Origin of the sequence: Chlorobaculum sp. 24CR (assembly GCF_004118635.1) — a bacterium.
In the GTDB taxonomy this organism is placed as follows: domain Bacteria; phylum Bacteroidota; class Chlorobiia; order Chlorobiales; family Chlorobiaceae; genus Chlorobaculum.
Genome location: NZ_SDGU01000028.1, coordinates 30,591 through 49,952, shown reverse-complemented (window position 1 = coordinate 49,952; position 19,362 = coordinate 30,591). Strand labels below are relative to the sequence as shown.

At 58.1% G+C, this 19,362-nt stretch carries 19 protein-coding genes; 11 read left to right on the top strand and 8 right to left on the bottom strand.

The features are described 5' to 3' along the window. Nucleotide 1: 1 nt before the first annotated feature. The 3 genes from nikR to EST62_RS06865 form a co-directional block, all read right to left on the bottom strand. Nucleotides 2–406, bottom strand: a complete 405-nt coding sequence (gene nikR, locus EST62_RS06875; protein ID WP_129051368.1) for a nickel-responsive transcriptional regulator NikR — start codon at nucleotides 404–406, stop codon at nucleotides 2–4. A 4-nt stretch (nucleotides 407–410) separates the two neighbouring features. Then, nucleotides 411–1,862 (bottom strand): NADPH-dependent glutamate synthase, encoded by a 1,452-nt coding sequence (gene gltA / locus EST62_RS06870; protein WP_167599223.1) that lies wholly within the window; start codon nucleotides 1,860–1,862, stop codon nucleotides 411–413. Between the two features lie 118 nt (nucleotides 1,863–1,980). After that, nucleotides 1,981–2,826: a sulfide/dihydroorotate dehydrogenase-like FAD/NAD-binding protein gene (locus tag EST62_RS06865; RefSeq protein ID WP_129051367.1), complete on the bottom strand. Its 846-nt coding sequence runs from the start codon at nucleotides 2,824–2,826 to the stop codon at nucleotides 1,981–1,983. 194 nt (nucleotides 2,827–3,020) lie between these two features. Between EST62_RS06865 and hisH the strand changes: the two genes are divergently transcribed. The 8 genes from hisH to EST62_RS06820 all read left to right on the top strand — a co-directional run bounded on the left by hisH (nucleotide 3,021) and on the right by EST62_RS06820 (nucleotide 11,428). Then, a complete protein-coding gene (gene hisH, locus EST62_RS06855) occupies nucleotides 3,021–3,626 on the top strand; it encodes an imidazole glycerol phosphate synthase subunit HisH (protein WP_129051366.1) in 606 nt (201 codons plus the stop codon). 21 nt (nucleotides 3,627–3,647) lie between these two features. Continuing rightward, nucleotides 3,648–4,430: a 1-(5-phosphoribosyl)-5-[(5-phosphoribosylamino)methylideneamino]imidazole-4-carboxamide isomerase gene (gene hisA / locus EST62_RS06850; protein WP_129051365.1), complete on the top strand. Its 783-nt coding sequence runs from the start codon at nucleotides 3,648–3,650 to the stop codon at nucleotides 4,428–4,430. Between the two features lie 38 nt (nucleotides 4,431–4,468). After that, entirely contained in the window at nucleotides 4,469–5,095 is a 627-nt protein-coding gene (gene scpB / locus EST62_RS06845) for an SMC-Scp complex subunit ScpB (RefSeq protein WP_129051388.1), read from the top strand. Then, a complete protein-coding gene (locus EST62_RS06840; protein ID WP_129051364.1) occupies nucleotides 5,092–5,835 on the top strand; it encodes a pseudouridine synthase in 744 nt (247 codons plus the stop codon). The genes scpB and EST62_RS06840 overlap by 4 nt, the downstream gene beginning before the upstream one ends. Nucleotides 5,836–5,909: 74 nt before the next feature. Then, nucleotides 5,910–7,910: a helix-hairpin-helix domain-containing protein gene (locus EST62_RS06835; RefSeq protein WP_129051363.1), complete on the top strand. Its 2,001-nt coding sequence runs from the start codon at nucleotides 5,910–5,912 to the stop codon at nucleotides 7,908–7,910. A 196-nt stretch (nucleotides 7,911–8,106) separates the two neighbouring features. Beyond that, nucleotides 8,107–8,748: a MarC family protein gene (locus tag EST62_RS06830; RefSeq protein WP_129051362.1), complete on the top strand. Its 642-nt coding sequence runs from the start codon at nucleotides 8,107–8,109 to the stop codon at nucleotides 8,746–8,748. A gap of 66 nt (nucleotides 8,749–8,814) precedes the next feature. Further along, on the top strand, nucleotides 8,815–9,882 hold the full coding sequence (locus EST62_RS06825) for an AccI family restriction endonuclease (RefSeq protein WP_209019413.1): 1,068 nt from the start codon (nucleotides 8,815–8,817) through the stop codon (nucleotides 9,880–9,882). Then, on the top strand, nucleotides 9,872–11,428 hold the full coding sequence (locus EST62_RS06820) for a class I SAM-dependent DNA methyltransferase (protein WP_129051361.1): 1,557 nt from the start codon (nucleotides 9,872–9,874) through the stop codon (nucleotides 11,426–11,428). The genes EST62_RS06825 and EST62_RS06820 overlap by 11 nt, the downstream gene beginning before the upstream one ends. Nucleotides 11,429–11,482: 54 nt before the next feature. On the opposite strand, the gene EST62_RS06815 is transcribed toward EST62_RS06820, so the two are convergent. Both EST62_RS06815 and EST62_RS06810 read right to left on the bottom strand, forming a co-directional pair. Continuing rightward, entirely contained in the window at nucleotides 11,483–12,433 is a 951-nt protein-coding gene (locus tag EST62_RS06815) for an L-threonylcarbamoyladenylate synthase (protein WP_129051360.1), read from the bottom strand. A gap of 16 nt (nucleotides 12,434–12,449) precedes the next feature. Further along, nucleotides 12,450–13,130, bottom strand: a complete 681-nt coding sequence (locus EST62_RS06810) for a diacylglycerol/polyprenol kinase family protein (RefSeq protein WP_129051359.1) — start codon at nucleotides 13,128–13,130, stop codon at nucleotides 12,450–12,452. 208 nt (nucleotides 13,131–13,338) lie between these two features. Here EST62_RS06810 and EST62_RS06805 point away from each other — a divergent pair, with 208 nt between their 5' ends. The 3 genes from EST62_RS06805 to EST62_RS06795 all read left to right on the top strand — a co-directional run bounded on the left by EST62_RS06805 (nucleotide 13,339) and on the right by EST62_RS06795 (nucleotide 17,374). After that, nucleotides 13,339–14,895: a Ppx/GppA phosphatase family protein gene (locus tag EST62_RS06805; protein ID WP_129051358.1), complete on the top strand. Its 1,557-nt coding sequence runs from the start codon at nucleotides 13,339–13,341 to the stop codon at nucleotides 14,893–14,895. After that, on the top strand, nucleotides 14,895–16,730 hold the full coding sequence (gene pabB, locus EST62_RS06800; RefSeq protein ID WP_167599222.1) for an aminodeoxychorismate synthase component I: 1,836 nt from the start codon (nucleotides 14,895–14,897) through the stop codon (nucleotides 16,728–16,730). The genes EST62_RS06805 and pabB overlap by 1 nt, the downstream gene beginning before the upstream one ends. A 185-nt stretch (nucleotides 16,731–16,915) precedes the next feature. Further along, nucleotides 16,916–17,374: a hypothetical protein gene (locus tag EST62_RS06795; protein WP_129051356.1), complete on the top strand. Its 459-nt coding sequence runs from the start codon at nucleotides 16,916–16,918 to the stop codon at nucleotides 17,372–17,374. Nucleotides 17,375–17,486: 112 nt separating this feature from the next. Here the strand turns inward: EST62_RS06795 and nth are convergent, their stop codons facing one another. From nth to EST62_RS06780, 3 genes are read right to left on the bottom strand one after another with little or no spacing between them, the layout of a single operon-like run. Continuing rightward, on the bottom strand, nucleotides 17,487–18,131 hold the full coding sequence (gene nth, locus EST62_RS06790) for an endonuclease III (RefSeq protein ID WP_129051355.1): 645 nt from the start codon (nucleotides 18,129–18,131) through the stop codon (nucleotides 17,487–17,489). Nucleotides 18,132–18,150: 19 nt separating this feature from the next. Next, nucleotides 18,151–18,645, bottom strand: coding sequence for a transcription antitermination factor NusB (nusB, locus tag EST62_RS06785; protein ID WP_129051354.1), 495 nt, complete (start codon nucleotides 18,643–18,645; stop codon nucleotides 18,151–18,153). A gap of 9 nt (nucleotides 18,646–18,654) precedes the next feature. Further along, nucleotides 18,655–19,356, bottom strand: coding sequence for an HAD family hydrolase (locus EST62_RS06780; protein WP_129051353.1), 702 nt, complete (start codon nucleotides 19,354–19,356; stop codon nucleotides 18,655–18,657). Between the last annotated feature and the right edge of the window lie 6 nt (nucleotides 19,357–19,362).

The window sequence follows — 19,362 nt, the reverse complement described above, 5'->3', positions numbered from 1 at the left end:
GTCAGTCGGCGGAGGAGAGAGAGAGGTCGAGATGCTTCACGCCAACCAGCACCTTGAGGGCGCTGGAGAGCTTTTCGATCTCCGGGGCGTTGCCCTTGACGGCGACGACTTCGAGGCAGTTCTCGTGGTCGAGGTGCACATGCTGGGTCGAGATGATGAGGTCGTGAAAGTCGTGCTGGATGTCGATGAGCCGGTTGACCAGCTCGCGCTTGTGGTGGTCGTAGGTCATGACGATGGCCCCGGCGACAAGGCCGCCCTCCATCCGCGTTTTGCGAAGCAGCTCCTCGCGGATGAGGTCGCGGAGGGCCTCCGACCGGCTCTGGTAGCCCTGGGCCTTGATGTGCCGGTCGAAAGCCTCGATCAGTTCCCTGTCGAGCGAAATGCCGAAGCGGTACAGGTCGCTCACCGGCTTACCACTCGTCGAAGTTCTTGGCCTTGCCGACGAGCTTTTCGTTGATGGCCGCCGCCGCCGTGCGTCCTGCGCCCATCGCCAGAATCACCGTCGCGCCGCCGGTGACGATGTCGCCGCCAGCATAGACGTTCTCCTTGGAGGTCTGCATGGTGTTGATGTCCACGACGATGGTCTCGCGCTTGCTGACCTCGATGTCGGGCGTGGTCTGATGGATGAGCGGGTTAGAGCCGTTGCCGATGGAGATGATCGCCATGTCGATGGGCAGGATGTACTCCGAGCCTTCGACCGGCACCGGGCGGCGGCGTCCCGAATCGTCGGGCGCGCCAAGCTCCATCTTCTGGCACTTCGCGCCGGTGAGCCAGGCCTGGTCGTTGCCGACGAATTCGAGCGGGGTGGTGAGCAGCAGGAACTCGATGCCCTCCTCTTTGGCGTTGTGGATCTCCTCCTCGCGGGCGGGCATCTCCTTTTCGGAGCGGCGATAGACAATGTAGGCGTGCTCCGCGCCGAGCCGCTTGGCCGTGCGGACGGCGTCCATGGCGGTGTTGCCGCCGCCGAAGACCGCCACGTTCTTGCCCTTGCAGTCGAACACCGGCGTGTCGCTGCTCTTCGGGAAGTCGTAGGCTTTCATGAGGTTGACCCTGGTGAGGAACTCGTTGGCCGCGAGCACGCCCACGAGGTTCTCGCCGGGGATGCCCATGAACCACGGCAGGCCAGCGCCGACGCCGATGAAGACCGCGTCGAACTCCTCCTCCTCCATCAGCTCGTCGATGGTGATGGTGCGTCCAACCACCACGTCGGTGCGGAACTCGATGCCCATGCGGCGCAGGCCGTCGAGCTCTTCGTGCACGATCTCCTTCGGCAGGCGGAACTCCGGAATGCCGTACATCAGCACACCGCCAAGCTCGTGCAGTGCTTCGAACACCACCACCTTGTGGCCATACTGCGCGAGATCGTTGGCGCAGCTCAGGCTGGCCGGGCCGCTGCCGACGACGGCGACACTCTTGCCGGTCGGAGGCGCGATTTTCGGATCGATCTTCTGACCGCTCGTGCGCTCGTAGTCGCCGACGAAGCGTTCGAGGTTGCCGATGGCCACCGGCTCGTGCTTCTTGCCGATCACGCACACCTTCTCGCACTGGTCCTCCTGCGGGCAGACTCGACCGCAGATCGAGGGCAGCACGTTGTCCTCCTTGATCTTCCTGACCGCGCCCATGAAGTCGCCCTCGGCGATGAGCTTGATGAACTGGTCGATCTTGATATTGACCGGGCATCCCGCGATGCAGACCGGGTCCTTGCACTGAATGCAGCGCAGGGCTTCCTGCTGCGCCTGTTCCGGCGTCAGGCCGAGATTGACCTCGTTGAAGTTGCCGGCGCGCTCCACTGGATCCTGAGCGGGCATCTTCTGGCGGGGGATGGCCATGCGTTCCTTGGCCGTGATAGTACGAGCGTCCATGATTACGATTGCTGTGTTTAGCGGTGAAACGTTTTTCCGTAACAATCCGACCCGCCGGAGGCCGTTCTCACGACTCCGGAAGGGTGGCGATATTTATGAAAATCCGGTTACGCAGGGCTTATGCCTGCCCGGTCAGATTGCACTTGTGGCCTGCGGCCTGGTCCGCCTCATGCTCTTCGTGCTGGTAAATCCTGTTCCTGTCGGCCAGATTTTTGAAATCGACCTGGTGGGCGTCGAACTCCGGCCCGTCGATGCAGCCGAACTTCACCTCGCCGCCGACCGTGACGCGGCAGCCGCCGCACATGCCGGTGCCGTCGATCATGATGGGGTTGAGGCTCACCACGGTTTTGATGCCGTAGGGGCGAGTGACCTCAGCCACGGCCTTCATCATCGGAATCGGGCCGATGGCGAGCACGAAGTCGATCTTTTTGCCGGAGTCGATCAGCTCCTGAAGCTTCTGCGTCACGAAGCCGTGGAAGCCGTACGAGCCGTCATCGGTGGTGATGTAGGCTTCGTCGCTGACCGCCTTCATCTCGTCTTCGAGGATCACCAGCTCTTTCGAGCGAGCGCCGTTGATGGTGATGACGTAGTTGCCCGCCTCCTTGAGCGCTGCCGCCGTCGGGAAGGCGATAGCCGTTCCGACGCCGCCGCCGATGCTGACCGCCGTGCCGAAATTTTCGATGTGCGAGGGGTTGCCGAGCGGGCCGACCACATCGGCGATCGAGTCGCCAGCCTCTTTGCGGTTCAGCTCATGGGTCGATTTTCCCGCGCCCTGGGCGATGATGGTGATGGTGCCCTTTTCGGGATCGGAATCGGCGATAGTCAGAGGAATGCGTTCGCCGTTCGGGTTGATCCTGACGATAACGAACTGGCCGGCTTTTCGCTTTTTGGCGATCCTCGGAGCCTCGATTTCGAATTTTTTAATATTTTCAGCTAAAAAAATAGCGGAAACAATCCTGTACATTGTTCTTTCGATTTCTCGTGGTATGTGGATTGGAATGGCTTTCCGGGAAGTTTGGAACAAAATGAAAGCCAACGGAAGCTTGTATAATACGGTTTGAACGTCTTAATTAAAAGCCGCGTTGAAGCTTTTTCGACGCGCAGGAACTTTTTTTCTCCATTCGGAGCTTATCAGTCACGTTTTTAATCTTTGTATTCATGGTATTTATTGCCGACTACGGCGCCGGAAATCTCAGGTCGGTGCACAAGGCTTTCGAGTATCTCGGCATCGGGGCGGTCGTCAGCGACAAGGCTTCGGAGATGAGCCGTTACGACAAGGTGCTCATTCCCGGCGTCGGCGCGTTCGGCCCGGCGATGGAGGCGCTGAACCGCCAAGGGTTTGGCGAGGCGCTCAAGGAGCATATCGACAAGGGGCGCAGCGTACTCGGCATCTGCCTGGGGATGCAGCTCTTTTTGTCGGAAAGCGAGGAGATGGGAGCGCATGAGGGCCTCGACATCTTGCCCGGCAAGGTGCTCCGTTTCACGAGCAGCACCGACAAGATTCCGCAGATCGGCTGGAACTCCGTCGATTACAGCAAGGACTCAGTCCTTTTCCGCAACATTCCCGACCGGTCGTATTTCTACTTTGTTCACACCTACTATTGCGTTCCCGACGAGCCGGAAAGCGTGGCCGCGACCACCTTTTTCGCCGGGAAAAATTTTTGTTCGGCCATTGAGAAAAATGGTATTTTCGCGGTACAGTTTCACCCTGAAAAAAGCTCCGAAGCGGGCTTGCAGGTGCTGAAAAATTTTGCAGAATTTTAAGCTATTAAGGTTTTATACGTTATGCTCATCATACCCGCTATAGATATAAAGGAAGGAAAGTGCGTCCGCTTGACCAGGGGTGACTTCGCCCAGAAGAAAATCTATCTCGACAATCCGTGCGACATGGCGGTCATCTGGCGCAAGCAGAACGCCAAGATGATCCATGTGGTCGATCTCGACGCCGCCCTGACCGGCGAGACGGTCAACTTCGAGAGGATTCGCGAGATCGTTAACGTGCTCGACATTCCGGTCCAGGTCGGCGGCGGCATCCGCTCCGTCGAGGCGGTCGAGAAGTATCTCGAAATCGGCGTCAGCCGCGTGGTCATTGGCTCGGCGGCGGTCACCAACCCCGGCCTCATCGCCGAGCTGCTGAAAAAGTATCGCCCCTCGCAGATCGTCGTCGGCATTGACGCCGAGCACGGCATACCCAAAATCAAGGGGTGGACCGAGAGCAGCAACATGCAGGATTACGAACTTGCCGCCGAAATGAAGAAGCTCGGCGTCGAGCGCATCATCTACACCGATATCACCCGCGACGGTACGTTGCAGGGGGTCGGCTACGAGAGCACCAAACGTTTTGCCGAGAAGGCGGGCATGAAGGTGACCGCGTCGGGCGGCGTGTGCAGCTCCGACGACCTGCACAAGCTTCGCTCGCTCGAAAAGTACGGCGTGGATTCGGTCATCATCGGCAAGGCGCTCTACGAATGCAACTTTCCGTGCCAGGAGATGTGGTACGCCTACGAGGGCGGACTCGGCATTGACGGCGAATTCTCCACGGCCCGCAAAAAGGAGTGTTGCTCCTGACCTCGTCGGCCTCGCGTTCGCAACCATCGACAACCACCGTGCAGGAGCCGCGCCAACAACAACTCCGGTCGCTCGAAGCGCTGATCTTCTCCTCGGAAGAGCCGGTGAACCTTCAGACGCTCTGCCAGATCACCGGCCAGAAGCTCACGCCCGGCGAACTTCAGGAGGCGGTCGATGAACTCAACCGGAGCTACGAAGCGACCGGCAGAACCTTCCGCATTCACGCCATCGCCGGAGGCTACCGCTTCCTCACCGAGCCGGAGTTCGCCGATCTCGTTCGCCGGTTGCTCGCGCCGGTGATTCAGCGGCGACTCTCTCGCTCCATGATCGAAGTACTCGCCGTGGTGGCTTGGCATCAGCCCGTCACGAAGGGCGAAATCCAGCAGATCAGGGGCGCGAGTCCCGACTACCCGATCGACCGCTTGCTCGCGCGCGGCCTCGTCGAGGTGCGCGGCAGGGCCGATTCGCCCGGACGCCCGTTGCAGTACGGCACGACCGCCGCATTTCTCGACCTGTTCCATTTGCCGAGCCTGAAGGATTTGCCCAGATTGCGTGAAATCAAGGAGATACTTCGGGAGCACGAGGAGCAGCAATATCTGGCCGAAGGCGGTTCGCCGGAGGCTACGGATGACAATGATAACGGCCAAATTGAAGTAAACGAATGAAAAAGCAGGTACAGGAAGAGAAGGTCAGGATCAACAAATATCTCGCCATGTGCGGGGTCGCATCGCGCCGGGCCGCCGACCAGCTCGTGCTCGAAGGCAAGGTGAGCGTGAACGGCAGCATTGCCGACGAGCCGGGCTTCAGGGTCGATCCGCGTAACGACGAGGTGATCGTCGATGGGCGGATCATGGCAAAGCCTGAAGCAAAAAAGGTTTACATCCTTTTCAACAAGCCTCGGAATGTCATTACCACCAGCCACGACGAGCGCGACCGCCAGCAGATTCTCGACTTTATCGATGTCCGCGAGCGGGTCTTCCCGGTGGGGCGGCTCGACCGGAAGAGCACCGGCTTGTTGCTGCTGACCAACGACGGTACGCTGGCTCACCGGCTGATGCACCCGTCGTCGCAGGTGCAGAAGGAGTACCTCGCCGCGCTCGACACGAAGTTCCCGCCCGCGATGCTCCAGAAGCTGACCAGCGGCATGAGGCTCAAGGACACCGGCGAAAAGGTGAGTCCCTGCCGGGCCAAAATTCTCGACGACGGCATGAGCGTGCTCGTCGGCATCCACGAGGGCAAGAACCATCAGGTGCGGCGCATGTTCAGCACCCTCGGCTTCGAGGTCAAGCGCCTCGACCGCGTGGCCTACGCCGGGCTGACCCCCGGAGAACTCCGGCGCGGCGAGTGGCGTTTCCTCAGTCGCAATGAGGTCGAAAAACTCTATCGCTTGTGTGGCGGGCACTGAGTATATTTGACAATTCCCGTTCAGCGTAACGGGCATTTCGCCTTTCTCTCTCCAACCTTCATCGACCCCTTGCGATGAAACCGACATACACCACCAGGCTGCGCCGCATGACGGCGTCGGCTTTGCTGTTAGCGTCCGTGGCTTCGCCAGCTCCGGCGCTCGCTTTTGACTCATTTGAGGAGCTTCTTGATCGCTCCGGACCGGAAGGCACTGCCGAGGAGTTGTTCAGTGATCTCGAAGAGTTGCGCCGGAACAAAATCCCGCTCAATCTCGCCACCGGAGAGCAACTGCTTCAATTGCCGCTGCTCACGGCTGTCGATGCGGCAAAGATCATCGAGTGGCGGCGAAAGCGCGGGCCAATCGGCTCCGTCGCGGAACTCGAATCGGTCATCGGCCAGGACGCCGCCCGCCGCCTCGCGCCGTATCTTTCGTTCGAGCTGCCGCCCGAGGCAAAGAAAAAAGAGCCGCCCGGAAAACTCCGGGGGAGCGTGATCGGGCGCGTTTATTGGGAGGACCCGCCACGCGCGGGAGTCAAAAGCGGCAAGTATGCCGGAGGCAACCGGCACGTTTACAGCCGCTTCCAGGCGGCCACGCCGCACTTTGGTGCGCATCTCCTGTTGGACAGCGATGTCGGCGAGCCGGAGATCGACGACTTCCTCTCGTTCAACGTTTATGCCGAGCAGATCGGCATTCTGACGCAGGCGGTGGTCGGAAATTACAAGCTCAGTTTCGGGCAGGGTTTGCTTTTTGGCCAGGGGCGCTACTTTTTCAAAGGCTCGGACGCCATCGACGGCGTGCTGCTTTTCGCCCCGTCGCTTCGGCCCTACAACTCGGCGGGCGAGGACAACTTCCTGCAAGGCGCGGCGGCGACGCTCTCGCCGGGGCCATTCGAGGTGACGGCCTTCACTTCGACGAACAAGGTCGATGCGAGCATCAAGAATGAGGTGGTCACGAGCATTGCCACCGGCGGCTATCATCGCACGGAGAACGAACTCAAAAAAAAGGACAACCTCACTCAGGAGGTCAAGGGCGTCAATCTCCGTTACCGCTATCGCACGGGAGCGCTGAGCACCGCCATCGGTGCGACCTGGGCAAGCTACCGGTATGGTCTGCCGCTCGAACTGCTTGACGGCGAGCGCGGCGGCCAGCTCGCATCGGTCGAAGCGAGCGCCGTGTATCGGGACGTTCAGGTTTTCGGCGAAGCCGCATACGCCGATGCCTCCGACGCCACGTCATGGATCTGCGGCGTTCAGGCCGATCTGGCCGAGGGGATTACCGGCGTCGTCTCCATGCGTGACTACGCCTTCGAGTACTACTCCCCGTTCGCCGGGGCATTCGCCGAGCGGGGCGACAACGCGGCGAACGAGTCGGGCCTCTATCTTGGACTCAAGGCAAAGGTGCTCGACAACCTGACCCTTGCCGGTTTGTACGATAAATTCAGATTTCCGGTGCTCGACAAGCGGTATTACGCCTTCCCGTCATCGGGCTACGAAGCGCGATTTTACGTCACCTGGAAGCAGAACCGCCGGATGACCTGGGATGTTATGTATCAGCACAAGGAGAAGGAGGAGGCTAAAAAGCAGTTCGATAGCGCTACCGGCCTACGGGCTTACATGCCGGTACCCAAAATCACCAACCGGGCGCAGCTCAGTCTCGTGGCCCGATGTTCTCCAGGCATCACGCTGAAATCGCGAGCCGCATTCAAGAGCCTCCGGAGCCACTATGTTGGCGGAGTCGAGAGCGAAGAGGGGTGGCTCCTCTACCAGCAGCTCAACTGGAAAAGCGGCCCCGTCACCCTCAAAACCCGCCTGGCCCGCTTCGAAACCGACAGCTACGCCGCCGCGCTTTACGCCTACGAAGACGACCTGCCGCTGGTTTACACAATCAACGCCTACTATGGCCGCGGCAAAGCGTGGTTCATCCTGCTCGACCTTGAGCCGGTCAAAAACTTCAAGCTGACCGCCAAATACGAAACCACCTGGTACGACGACCGCGACGTTTACAGCAGTGGCAACGACCTGCGCAACACCTCGTCACCGGGGTCGTTTCACGTAGGGTGTATGCTGAAGTTCTGAGGCGGAAAAACAGGATGGATGGGCCGAACAAAACAGACAGGAGTGAATTGAAAATGGCTTGGGGCGCGTTCTTGTGGTTGCTGAATGGTTACATTATCTGAAAGGCGCGGGTTGCATTGTCATGGGCAAGCTTGTTGCTTTTGTTGAAGAGCGTTTCTGCATTTTTCCCGTTAACCCGGCAAGAACTGGATAGAGAATGGAAAATTTGTGGGTTCACGCACTGACGGTGTTCATGGGGCTTTTCGCGATTATGAACCCTATCGCCAATGTGCCGATTTTTCTGAGCCTTACGGAGGGCGACGATGAAAAGACGACGGCGATGGTGGCGTCGCGAGCGCTGCTCCTGGCATTTCTGATCGTATCGGTTTTTTCGGTGGCGGGGAAGCTCATCTTCGATCTTTTCGGCATCACCCTGCCCGCGTTTCAGATCACCGGCGGGTTGCTGGTTTTTCTGATCGGCTTTCACATGCTGCAAGGCGATCAATCGAGCGTACAGCATCCGAGCGAAAAGGACAAGAAAAAGTCGCTCGAAGCGGCGCTCAGCGTGACGATTTCGCCGCTGGCGATGCCGATCCTCGCCGGGCCGGGCACGATCGCCACGGCGATGAACTTCTCGACGGGCGAGAATTTTATGGATATGGCCGTAACAATCGCGATGTTCGGCGTACTCTGCATCATCACCTACGTGCTGTTTGTGTCCGGAGGAAAGTTTGTCACCTACATCGGCCCCAGCGCCCTGGGCGTCATCACGCGAATGATGGGTTTGATCCTCGCCGTCATCGGCACGCAGATGGTCATCACCGGAATGCACGGAGCATTCGGGCTGAAAGCGGGGTGAATGTGGGGGAGGGGATATGTTCGCTAATGCTGTTGTATTAGTTTTTTTCAGATTGGAAGTTGACTTATGAAAACCATTTACAAGAAAAAAATCCTCGAATTGATTCAAACTTTGGATTTTGGGATTGATCCAGATATAAAGATTGGCGGGCGACCGCCGACTATGGCCAGTTCGGAGTTTTTAACGAACAAAGAACAGGGCGATTGGGCCGAGAATATTGTTCAAAGCGCGATTAACGAGAATGATCTCGGTTTACTTGCGGTTCAGTATGGGCGTTCGGAGTCTTTGGCTGCCGGGGATGAGGGGTTTGAGGCGTTTTACGCATCTTATCAAGATGAGCTTAATGAAATCGGGAAGCGGCCAGATATCCTGGTTTTTGAACGGTCAAAATTTCCGACTGGTGTTCCAGATACTTTGAGTGATGAAATCGTAAGTAGTGCAATTGCTGCGATAGAGGTTCGTTCGAGTTCTTTTCTTGCGGATCGATATGCTGAGTATATGGAGCAGAGAGCAAACAATGCCCTTGCTGCTTGTAGTCGTATCAAGGAGGATATTTTAGAGGGTGATCTTGCCGATCTCCTTTTTGCTAAGAATGAGGAGTTGCATCGTTTTTTAATGTCAGCGAATAATGAATCATTCAAACAGCTTGATTTCCGAAGGCCTTCATGGTCATCTTCAGCACAACTACGACAACTAAGTGATTTTCTCAGGGAACTCAAGAATAATATTGAGATTCTTCATAAGCGTGACCATCTCAGTATCACTCCAAAAGTTGAAGACATTGCTCTCGTTAATCGCTGGATTCAGCGATTTGGAGTGACACATTATTATTTACAAGTTTTTTTCGATAAGGCATATTTGATTCCATTTGAACAAATTCTCGAAATAGCAGCAGATTCAGAGAAGGAAGGTGAACTGTTTTCGGTCGAACGTGATGTGAAAAACCAGGGGAAGACGACAATCAAGATTAATGTACAGGTTGGCCGCGAAGTTATTGGTAAAATAGATATGCCAGACCACCAGTCGCAAATGAAGGAGTTAGGGCGGGGGCGTTTGCTTTTTTATGTAACGTTTAGCGGCGGTCGCGGTTACCTTGACGGAGAATTGTTGAAGGAGGTACTCAATGTCGATTGAAACGGTAGCACGTTATCATCGTGTGGTTGAGTTAAGCCACAGGCAAAAGCATGGGCAATTCTTTACACCACCGTTAGTTGCTCGTTTTATGTGTCGTTGGCTTCTGGAAAATGGAGCAAAGGTGTTGTTTGACCCGGCTTTTGGTTTGGGTGCCTTTTATTTTTCGGTAAAAGGTCTGGAGGCAGAAATCAGATTTTCCGGGGTCGAAAAGGATCCAACAGTGCTTGCTCATTTTATTGAAGAGTCTCCGAACCTTGACGATACCTTTTCGGTAAGAAATGTTGATTATTTCTCGATATGGGGGGAACAATACCCTGCTATTGTGTGCAATCCACCATACATGCGGTTTCAGAATTTTTCTGAACGTCAATATGTTTTTCCTGAAATCGAAAAACGTCTGGGTCAAAAGTTGTCTGGATATACCAATATTGCATCTGCATTTCTTTTGAAATCTTTACATGAACTCGCCCCAAAAGGGCGTTTGGCTTATCTCATGCCGTTAGAGTTTTTGAATACAGGTTATGGGGAGGTAGTGAAGCGACAGCTTCTGGAGAAAGGGCTTCTCAAAGCTTTGCTGCGACTTGAGCCGGAGGGTGAAATATTTCCAGATGCCATAACTTCGGTCGGTATTATTCTTGTTTCGGACGATGGGAAACATGATCCGGTGAAATTTTGCACGGTACAAACACTTGAGCAATTGGCAGGGGGTGTGAATGAATTGCCGTGTAGAGATGTGCCAACTGAGGTGCTGAACCCATCGGACAAGTGGTTACGCTTCTTCGATGAGCCATGTGATATCGATTACAACGCCCTTCAGCCTTTATCCATGTATGGATCGTTTTCCAGAGGAATAGCAACTGGCGCAAACGAGTATTTTCTGCTATCCAGGTCTGAAGCGCTTGATTGGGATTTGCCCGAAGCGGCTCTCTATCCCTGTATTTCTCGAAGCTCACAAATCAAGCAATCATTTATAGATGACGGCGATATAGAGCGTCTTATTGATAACGATGAGCGTATTCTGTTAGTCGATCTTTCATTGATACAAACCGAAGCCGTAAGCGAATACGTTGACTTTGGCGAAAGCGCAGGTTTTGATAAAAGGTACTTGACTCGAATGCGAAAACCATGGTTCAAACTGGAGAGCCGACAACCATCTCCGATTCTTTTCGGTGTTTTTTCGAGAAATGGTTTCAAGGTGATTCGTAACAAAAGTCAGGCTGTATCATTAACTTGTTTTCACTGTTTTTATCCAAATCTGTTTGGTTCAAAATTTATTGATCATCTTTTCCTGTATTTTGTTTCCCCTGTTGGGCAGAAAATTATGTCACGGGAAGTGCGAAAATATGGAGGTAAACTGGATAAGTTTGAGCCACGTGATCTTAATAATTCATTGGTTCCTACCCCTGAATGGTTTGGTAAGCTATCCGAAGATATGGTTAGTAAAAACGTTGAAATGGTTGCCCATTCGGGTAAGCTCTCGCAGATAAGGTTATTTGACGACTTGATAACTAACCGTAAAACTCTTGACGCTTCATTTTGTGGTTGATAGTTGGGGAGATAAGAAGTGGATGAGTTGTTTTTGCTCAAAGTGATTTTCCCCTCACCGCCGCCCCGCCGCCTTCACCAGCCTGTCCCGTATCGCCCGTCCGATCCCCTCGTCCGGCGGCAGTTCGCAATAAATCGTTCGGATTCCCTCGGCGTCGCATGTCCGAAAAAATCCGAACAACACGCGGGCGTATTCGTCCATATCGTGGCATCGGAGTGATTTCGTGGCTCCGGCTGGCGGGGCGGCGAGGCCGATCCAGGCGGCTCGCGGGTCAAGCGGCAGGCTTTCTTGCGGCGCTTCGACGAGCACGATTTCGGCTTCGGGGCTGTAGTGGCGGTATTTCTGGCCGGGGCTTTTCGGCGCTTCGCCCGGCTTGCAGGAGGTCGCTATCTCGATGTCGGGAACCAGCTCGCGGAGACTTTCGATGCTCACGGCGCCGCTGCGCAACAGGCGCGGCGGGTTGACCGAGCAGTCAACGATGGTCGATTCGAGGCCGATGGCGCTTGGCTCGCCGCGCAACAGGCAGGCGATTCTGCCGCCGAGGTCGTGGTACACGGTTTTCCAGTCGGTCGGGCTTGGGCGGCCCGAAACGTTTGCCGAGGGCGCGGCGACCGGGTGACGGCAGCGGCGCAAAAACTCCGAGGCGACCGGGTGCGACGGGCAGCGTACGCCAATCGTCGGCAGTCCGGCGGAGACGATCTCCGGCACGGAGTCGCGCTTTTTCAGGACGAGCGTCAGCGGGCCGGGGAAAAAACGCTCGACGAGCAGCCTCGCCGTCTCGCCAATCTCCGCCGCCACCTCGCCGATGCGCTCCGGCGTCGCCACGTGCACGATCAAGGGGTTGTCCGACGGGCGTCCTTTCGCTCTGAAAATCTTCGCCACCGCCTCCGCATCGAAAGCGTCGGCTCCGAGGCCATAGACAGTTTCGGTCGGAAAGGCGACCGTTTCGCCACGGTCGAGCCAGCTTGCGGCCTCTTCGGGCCGGTCGGTCACAAGGGTTTGCATCGGCGGCGAGTTGCGGTCAGCGGGCGAGCGCCTGCAGCGCTTCGGGGAAAAACCAGGTGTAGCAAAGCAAGCCCGCGATGGCTCCGGCGAGCGGTACGCTGAAATTGTCATCAATCCGGAAATTGCCGATCTTCAGCACCAGCGCCTCAACAACGGTTCCGACTACTGCCATGACGATGCCCACCGGGAGCAAGAGGCCGGGGATGAGCGCGACGACGGCGATGGCGCTCACGAAAAACGCCAGACTTCCCTCGAAGCTTTTCTGGCCAAAGCGGTGCCGCCCGAACCGCTTGCCCACCAGCGCGGCTACCGTGTCCGAAATCGAGACCATCGCGAAGGCCCCGACGGCGATGGTTTTCGGGAAAAAGGCGATCAAAGCGAACGCCGCCAGGGTGATCCAGCTCGCGCCGTTCAGATGCAGGCGCTCCCGGCTCAGCTCGTGGTGTCGCAGCATGGTGCCAAAGGTAGCATGGTACCAGGTCGAAAGAAAGGGCACAAAGTGCTTGAACACATCGACCAGCAGAAATCCCGCCGTTACCGGGGCGAGGATCAAGAGCGCCTGTTTTCTGCCGATCTGCCAGTAGATCAGCGGAATCAAGAGGGAGGAGAGGTGGATCGCCTTGCGCGCGAACTCGTACCGGAAGTCGAGATGGTCGGAATCCGGTTCGCCCTTTGCGGTTTTAAGCATTCGATCCATTACGTCAAGTGTCCTGAAGTGTTATTCATCATGCCGTCAGTACGAAAATCCATGCTGAATATACATTGAAAAAGCCGCCCGATGAAAAGAGAGCAGGCAAAGAGGAGACGCCCGAAAATCATCCCCGAACATTGGCTCGCGCCGGGTTCGTTTTATTGTGAAATCGGTTATTTTGTTTCCGGCAGTTTTCGTTATCAGTCTCAATCGCATGTCAACAGAAAAGCTCAGGCTGGCCGCCATCGATCTTGGCACAAACTCCTTTCACATGGTCATCGTCGAGGAGTGCGAAGAAAAAGGCATTGTCGAGATCGACCGTGTCAAGGACATGATCTGCATCGGGCGGGGCAGCATCTCCACCAAGCGACTCGATCCGGCGGCGATGGAGGCGGGCGTGGCCACGCTGCGGAACTTCATCGTGCTGGCCACCCAGCGTGGCGTCGCGCCGCACAACATTCTCGCCTTCGCCACCAGCGCCATCCGCGAGGCCGACAATCGCGACGAGTTCATCGACATGGTGCGGCGCGAAACCGGCCTGAAGGTCAAGGTGATCTCCGGCAGGGAGGAGGCGCAGTTCATCTACTACGGCGTACGCAACGCCGTTACGCTGCGCGACCGGCCCGATCTCTTGTTCGACATCGGCGGCGGCTCGGTGGAGTTCATCATCGCCGACAAGTCGAAGGTGCATCTGCTCGAAAGCCGCAAGATCGGCGTGGCCAGAATGCTTGAGCGCTTTGTGACCTCCGATCCGATTTCGGCGGACGAGCTGAAGCTGTTGCAGCAGTTCTTCGCTGCCGAAATGTATGGCGGCGCGGCGGAGATGGCGCGCGAGCTTGGCGTGAACCGGGCCATTGCCTCGTCGGGCACGGCGCAGAACATCGCCCGCATGATCCGCTCCGGCAAGGATGCCGACGCAACGGACGTGCTGAACCAGAGCGGATTCAGCCGCCAGGAGTTCGAGAGCTTCTACCGGCAGGTGGTCGCGATGGATAATCCGGCGCGGCGCAAACTGACCGGCCTCGACGAGAAGCGCGTCGATCTGATCGTGCCGGGTTTGATTCTCTTCGACACCATCTTCCGGGTGTTCGGCATCAAGGAGGTGGTGATCTCCGATTCGGCGCTGCGCGAGGGGATGGTGCTGCACCAGATCGCCTCCATCCGGGGCCGCGACGGCGCCAGCCAGCACGACATCCGCCGCCAGAGCGTGATGGAACTCGGCTATCGTTGCAACTGGCACAAGCCGCACTCGGAGCAGGTCGCCCGCCTGTCGCTGATGCTTTTCGACGAGCTGCTGCCGCTGCACGGGCTGAAGGAGCGCTACCGCGAGCTGCTCGAATACGCGGCGATGCTGCACAACATTGGCGAGTTCATCTCGATTTCGGCGCACCACAAGCACAGCCAGTACATCATCATGAACGCCGATCTGCGCGGCTTTTCGCCGACCGAAATCGACATCATCGGCAACGTCGCCCGCTACCACCGCAAGCAGCCGCCCACCGAGAAGCATCCGCTCTACAGCCAGCTCAAGCCCTCGCACCGCCGCGCCGTCGATGTGCTTTCCGGCATTCTGCGCATCTCGAACGGCCTCGAACGGGGCCATCGCCAGAACGTCCAATCGATCACGGCCCGCCTCGAACCGGAGCGCATCGTGCTGGAAGCGCTCACGCAGTTCGAGCCGGACATCGAACTCTGGGCGGCTTGCGGGCTGAAGGAGTGGCTCGAAGAGGTGCTTGGCAAACCCGTCGTGATCGAAGCCAGGTTCCGGTAATGGCGCTGTACGACCAGCTCTCGAAATCGGGGTCGCTCTGGTTTGAGTCAACCGCGCCGGACGCCCGCTATGGCGACTCTCTCTTCTTTTCCGACCCGCTCGAAACGCTGACGCTGCACGCGGGCGACAGCGTCGCGGTGTGGTTCGACCGGCTGGAGTCGCGGCTCGACGCGGGCTTCTGCCTCGCCGGATGGCTCGGCTACGAGGCGGGCTGCCTCTTTGATCCGGCGCTCGCCGGGTGCGCATGGCCCGCCGGCGTCGGCGACGTGCTTGGCTGGTTCGGCGTCTATCGCCGCCCGGAGCGCTTCAGCCGCGAGGCCGTCGAGGCCGGGGATGCCGCCGCCGCGAGGCGAAGCTGCGAGGTTTCCGCTCTCGACTTCGAGTTCAGCGAGGCGGAGTATTGCCGGAAAATCGACCGGCTGCGCTCGGAGATCGCGGCGGGCAACGTCTATCAGACCAACTTTACCGGGCGCTGCCGCTTCAGCTTCGACGGCGCTGTCGAAGCGCTCTACGTCAAGATGAAGCGCCGCCAGCCCTCGCCGTGGGCGGCCTTTCTCAACACCGGCGAGCGCGTGGTGCTCTCCTTTTCGCCGGAGCTGTTTTTCGTCCGCGACGGTCGCCTGATCGAAACCATGCCAATGAAGGGCACCGCGCCGCGTCGCGAGCGGCCCGAAGAAGACCTTGCCGAAAAGGCGGGGCTGGCCAGGTGCGAGAAGAACCGCGCCGAGAATCTGATGATCGTCGATCTCTTGCGCAACGACCTGGGGCGCATCTGCGCGACCGGCTCGGTGCGGGCTTCGGAGCTTTTCGAGACGCAGAGCTACCCGACGCTGCACCAGATGGTCTCGACCGTGCGCGGCGAGCTGCGGGAAAAGACGCGGCTGCGCGATCTTTTCCGGGCGCTCTTTCCCTCCGGCTCCGTGACCGGCGCGCCGAAAGTGCGGGCGATGCAGCTCATCCGCGAGCTGGAGAAAAGCCCGCGCGGCGTCTATACCGGCGCGGTCGGCTTTATGCTGCCGGAGGGGCGGATGGCCTTCAACGTGGCGATCCGCACCATCGAACTGCAAGGGCGCAGCGGCCTGTACGGCACCGGCAGCGGCATCGTCTGGGACTCCGACCCGCGCAACGAGTATCGCGAATGTATGCTCAAGACGCGGATTCTCGCCGACCTCGTTCCTCCCGCCGCATCGTCAGTGCCCGGAATTTTCGAGACCTTGCAGTGGAACGGCTGGGAGTTTCTCTTGGCGGGCGACCATCTCGACCGGCTCGCTTCGTCGGCCTCGGCGCTCGGGTTGGCGTTCGACCGCCGCGCCATCGTCGCCGCCTTGTCACGCAAAGCTGAAGCGTTGCGCACGGCGGGCGGCAGGCATCGTTTGCGGCTGACGCTCGCTCGCGACGGGCGGGTATCGCTGGTGTCGGAGCCGTTCAGCCTCGACCCGTCCGGCAAGCCCGTGCGCGTCTGCATCGCCGCCGAACTGGTCGATTCCGGCGACCCGCTGCTCCGGCACAAAAGCGTCGCCCGCGAGCGCTGTGACCGCGCTTTTCGCGAGGCGCAAGAAAAAGGATTCGGCGAGGCGCTCTTTCTGAACGAGCGGGGCGAGGTGACTGAAGGGGCGATCAGCAACATCCTCGCGCGTATCGACGGGCGCTGGCTGACGCCGCCTGAGTCGTCGGGGCTGCTCAACGGCGTCTTCCGGCGCTACCTCTTGCGCACGCGCCCGTGGATCATCGAAAAAGCGTTCACCCTCGACGAGCTGCGCCGGGCCGACATGGTGCTCGTCTGCAACTCACTGCGCGGCTCGCGGCGGGCGGCAGTCGTCATTCCGGAATATTAATCCGGCAACAATAAATCGTAATCATTCCTGAAAAAAGAAATTGGGCTAAACCCCGGGCTGAAGTCCGGGGCAATTGTTTGACAACGGTCATGGCCGGATGAATAAGCGCCCCGGAGGTTGAAGCGCAACGGCTCGTGCTGTATATTGATGCTGCAAATCATCTTAACCGCCAACCGCCTCCAACCATGAGAGACCACACGCCGAACTTCAAACTGCTCGAACTTTCCGATGCGAGCAAGGCACTTGTCAGAGAGACCGTCACCCAACTGCTTGAAAAGCTTGCCGGAGACGGCCAGCTCACGCCGGAGGCCCGGCTTGAATTCTGGGTGGAGATTCCCGGCGTGAAGCATCCGCGCGGCACCTTCCGGGGCGGCTGCCTCATGCCGGACAGCTATCTCTGTCTGTCGGACTGGTTCAAAGCCGGAACTCCTGCTATCGAGCCGTCTGACGAATACGCCGAATCGGAAAATCCGCTTGACGCCGCCTGGGCCGATCTGCTCGACGAATTGTACTACCAGATTGAAATCTTCACCTCCATAGCGACCGCAAACCAGGGCATCACGGTAGAACTCTGGGCCGGAACAAGAGGCAGGCCTGAGTGTGAGTGGATTTATGCCGTGGACAAAAAGATAGAGTTGCCGTAAAAGGGGGCGTGGACTTTGTGGACGAATTGAAGAACGATTCTCCGCAGAATTTTCTTTCTCTTTGTCCACCAAGTCCACGGCATTACCACCAGGGCGGGCACAAAACCCGCCCCTACAGGAGCGTTTTCTCTTCCCACTCGCAAACCTCCCGCACCGTGCATTTCCCGCATTCGGGCTTTTTGGCTTTGCAGGTGTAGCGGCCGTGCAGCAGCAGGTAGTGGTGGAAGTCGATCAGTTTTTCTTCGTCAATGATTTTGAGCAGCGCCTCTTCGGTCTGTTCCGGCTTCGAGGTTTTGCAGAGGCCGATGCGGTTCGAGACGCGGTGGACGTGGGTGTCCACCGGCATGGCGGGAATGCCGAAGGCGTTGCCGAGCACCACGTTCGCGGTTTTGCGGCCTACGCCCGGCAGGCTCTCCAGCGCTTCGCGTGACGCGGGAACCTCGCCGCCGAACTCATCGACCAGGCGCTGGCTCATGGCGAGAATATTTTTCGCCTTGTTATTGTAGTAGTTGATCGGGCGGATGATCGTTTTAATGTCCTCCACATCCATGCGGCTCATGCTCGCGGCGTCGGGCGCGGCTTTGAACAGCTCGACGGTGAGCTGGTTGACCTTCTTGTCGGTGGCCTGGGCGGCCATGATGGTGGCGACGAGAAGCTGAAAAGGGCTTTCAAAGTTCAGCTCGCTTTTCGGGTTCGGCCAAGAGGCCGACAGCGCCTGTTCGATGAAAGCGATCTTTTCACTTACGGAAGTGGTCATCCTCTTTGAAATAAGCTGGTTAGCGGTTTGGTTCCGTCTTTTGCATCTTTGATTCAGTGTGGTCGATCAGGCCACGGCCGCACTTCTTGATGCGCCCTTCGGCCTTCATGTCGTTGAAGATCGCGTCGAGGATGCCGTTGACGAACTTGCTGCTCTTGTCGGTGCTGCTGAACTTTTTGGCGATCTCGATGGCCTCGTTGATCGACACTTTCGGCGGAATGTCCTCGCAGTAGAGAATTTCGGCCAGAGCCATCCGCAGGATGTTCTTGTCGATGACCGCGATGCGGCTCATGTCCCAGTTGAAGGTGTGTTTGGCGATAGAGCGGTCGATCTCTTCGCGGTTTTTGACGATGCTCTGCATCAGGTGATTGAAGAACTTCATCGCGTTCGGGTCGTCGGCGATCTCTTTGGTGAGAAGCCAGTTGGTCGCCGATTCAGTATCGACATCCCGGAGTTCAAGCGTGTAGAGCGCCTGAAGGATTTTTTCCCGGATTTGACGTCGGTAGGTTTTCATGATGCGGTATTAAGAGAGTTGTGGTGTAAGGATCTCGGCGAGGACTTCGCCGGTCTCCGCAAAATTCCGGAACAGCGCTCCGGGCTGGTGCCGGGAGAGTTCCTGCATGGAGAAATTGCCCGTCGCCACGGCGATGGAGCGGGCGTCGAGCTCGCGGGCGCACCGGATGTCGTGCTCGGTGTCGCCGATGATAACGATTTCCGAAGGTGAAAAGTTTTTTTCGGCGATGCGCCGGGCGCGTTCGTGGGCGATACGGGGAAGTTCGTTGCGGTCGTGAGCGTCGTCGGCGAACGCGCCGAAGGGGAAGTAGTGGTCGATACCGGGAAGCTTCAGCTTGTGGCGTCCCGAAGCCTCGAAGTTGCCGGTGAGCAGGCCGAGCAGGATGTCGGAGCGGGAGGCAAGCGCGTCGAGCAGCTCGCGAACCCCTTCGAAGAGCGTGATGTCCTCGCGCCGGGCGCGCTCGCGGAAGAGATCGATGTAGGCCGCCTTGGCCCGGTCGAACTTTCCGGCGATTTCATCCCTCGTGAGGCCGCCGTTCGAGAGCACATCGTAGATGATGGCGCTGTCCATCTTGCCCGAAAAGTCGTGCGTGCCGGTGCTCCCCTCGGTGCCATAGACCTCCAAGAGGGCGTCCGCCAGCACACGGCGGTTCATAGCGCTGACCCTGAGCAGGGTTCCATCGATGTCAAACAGAACAAGTTTGCGATACATTAGTCT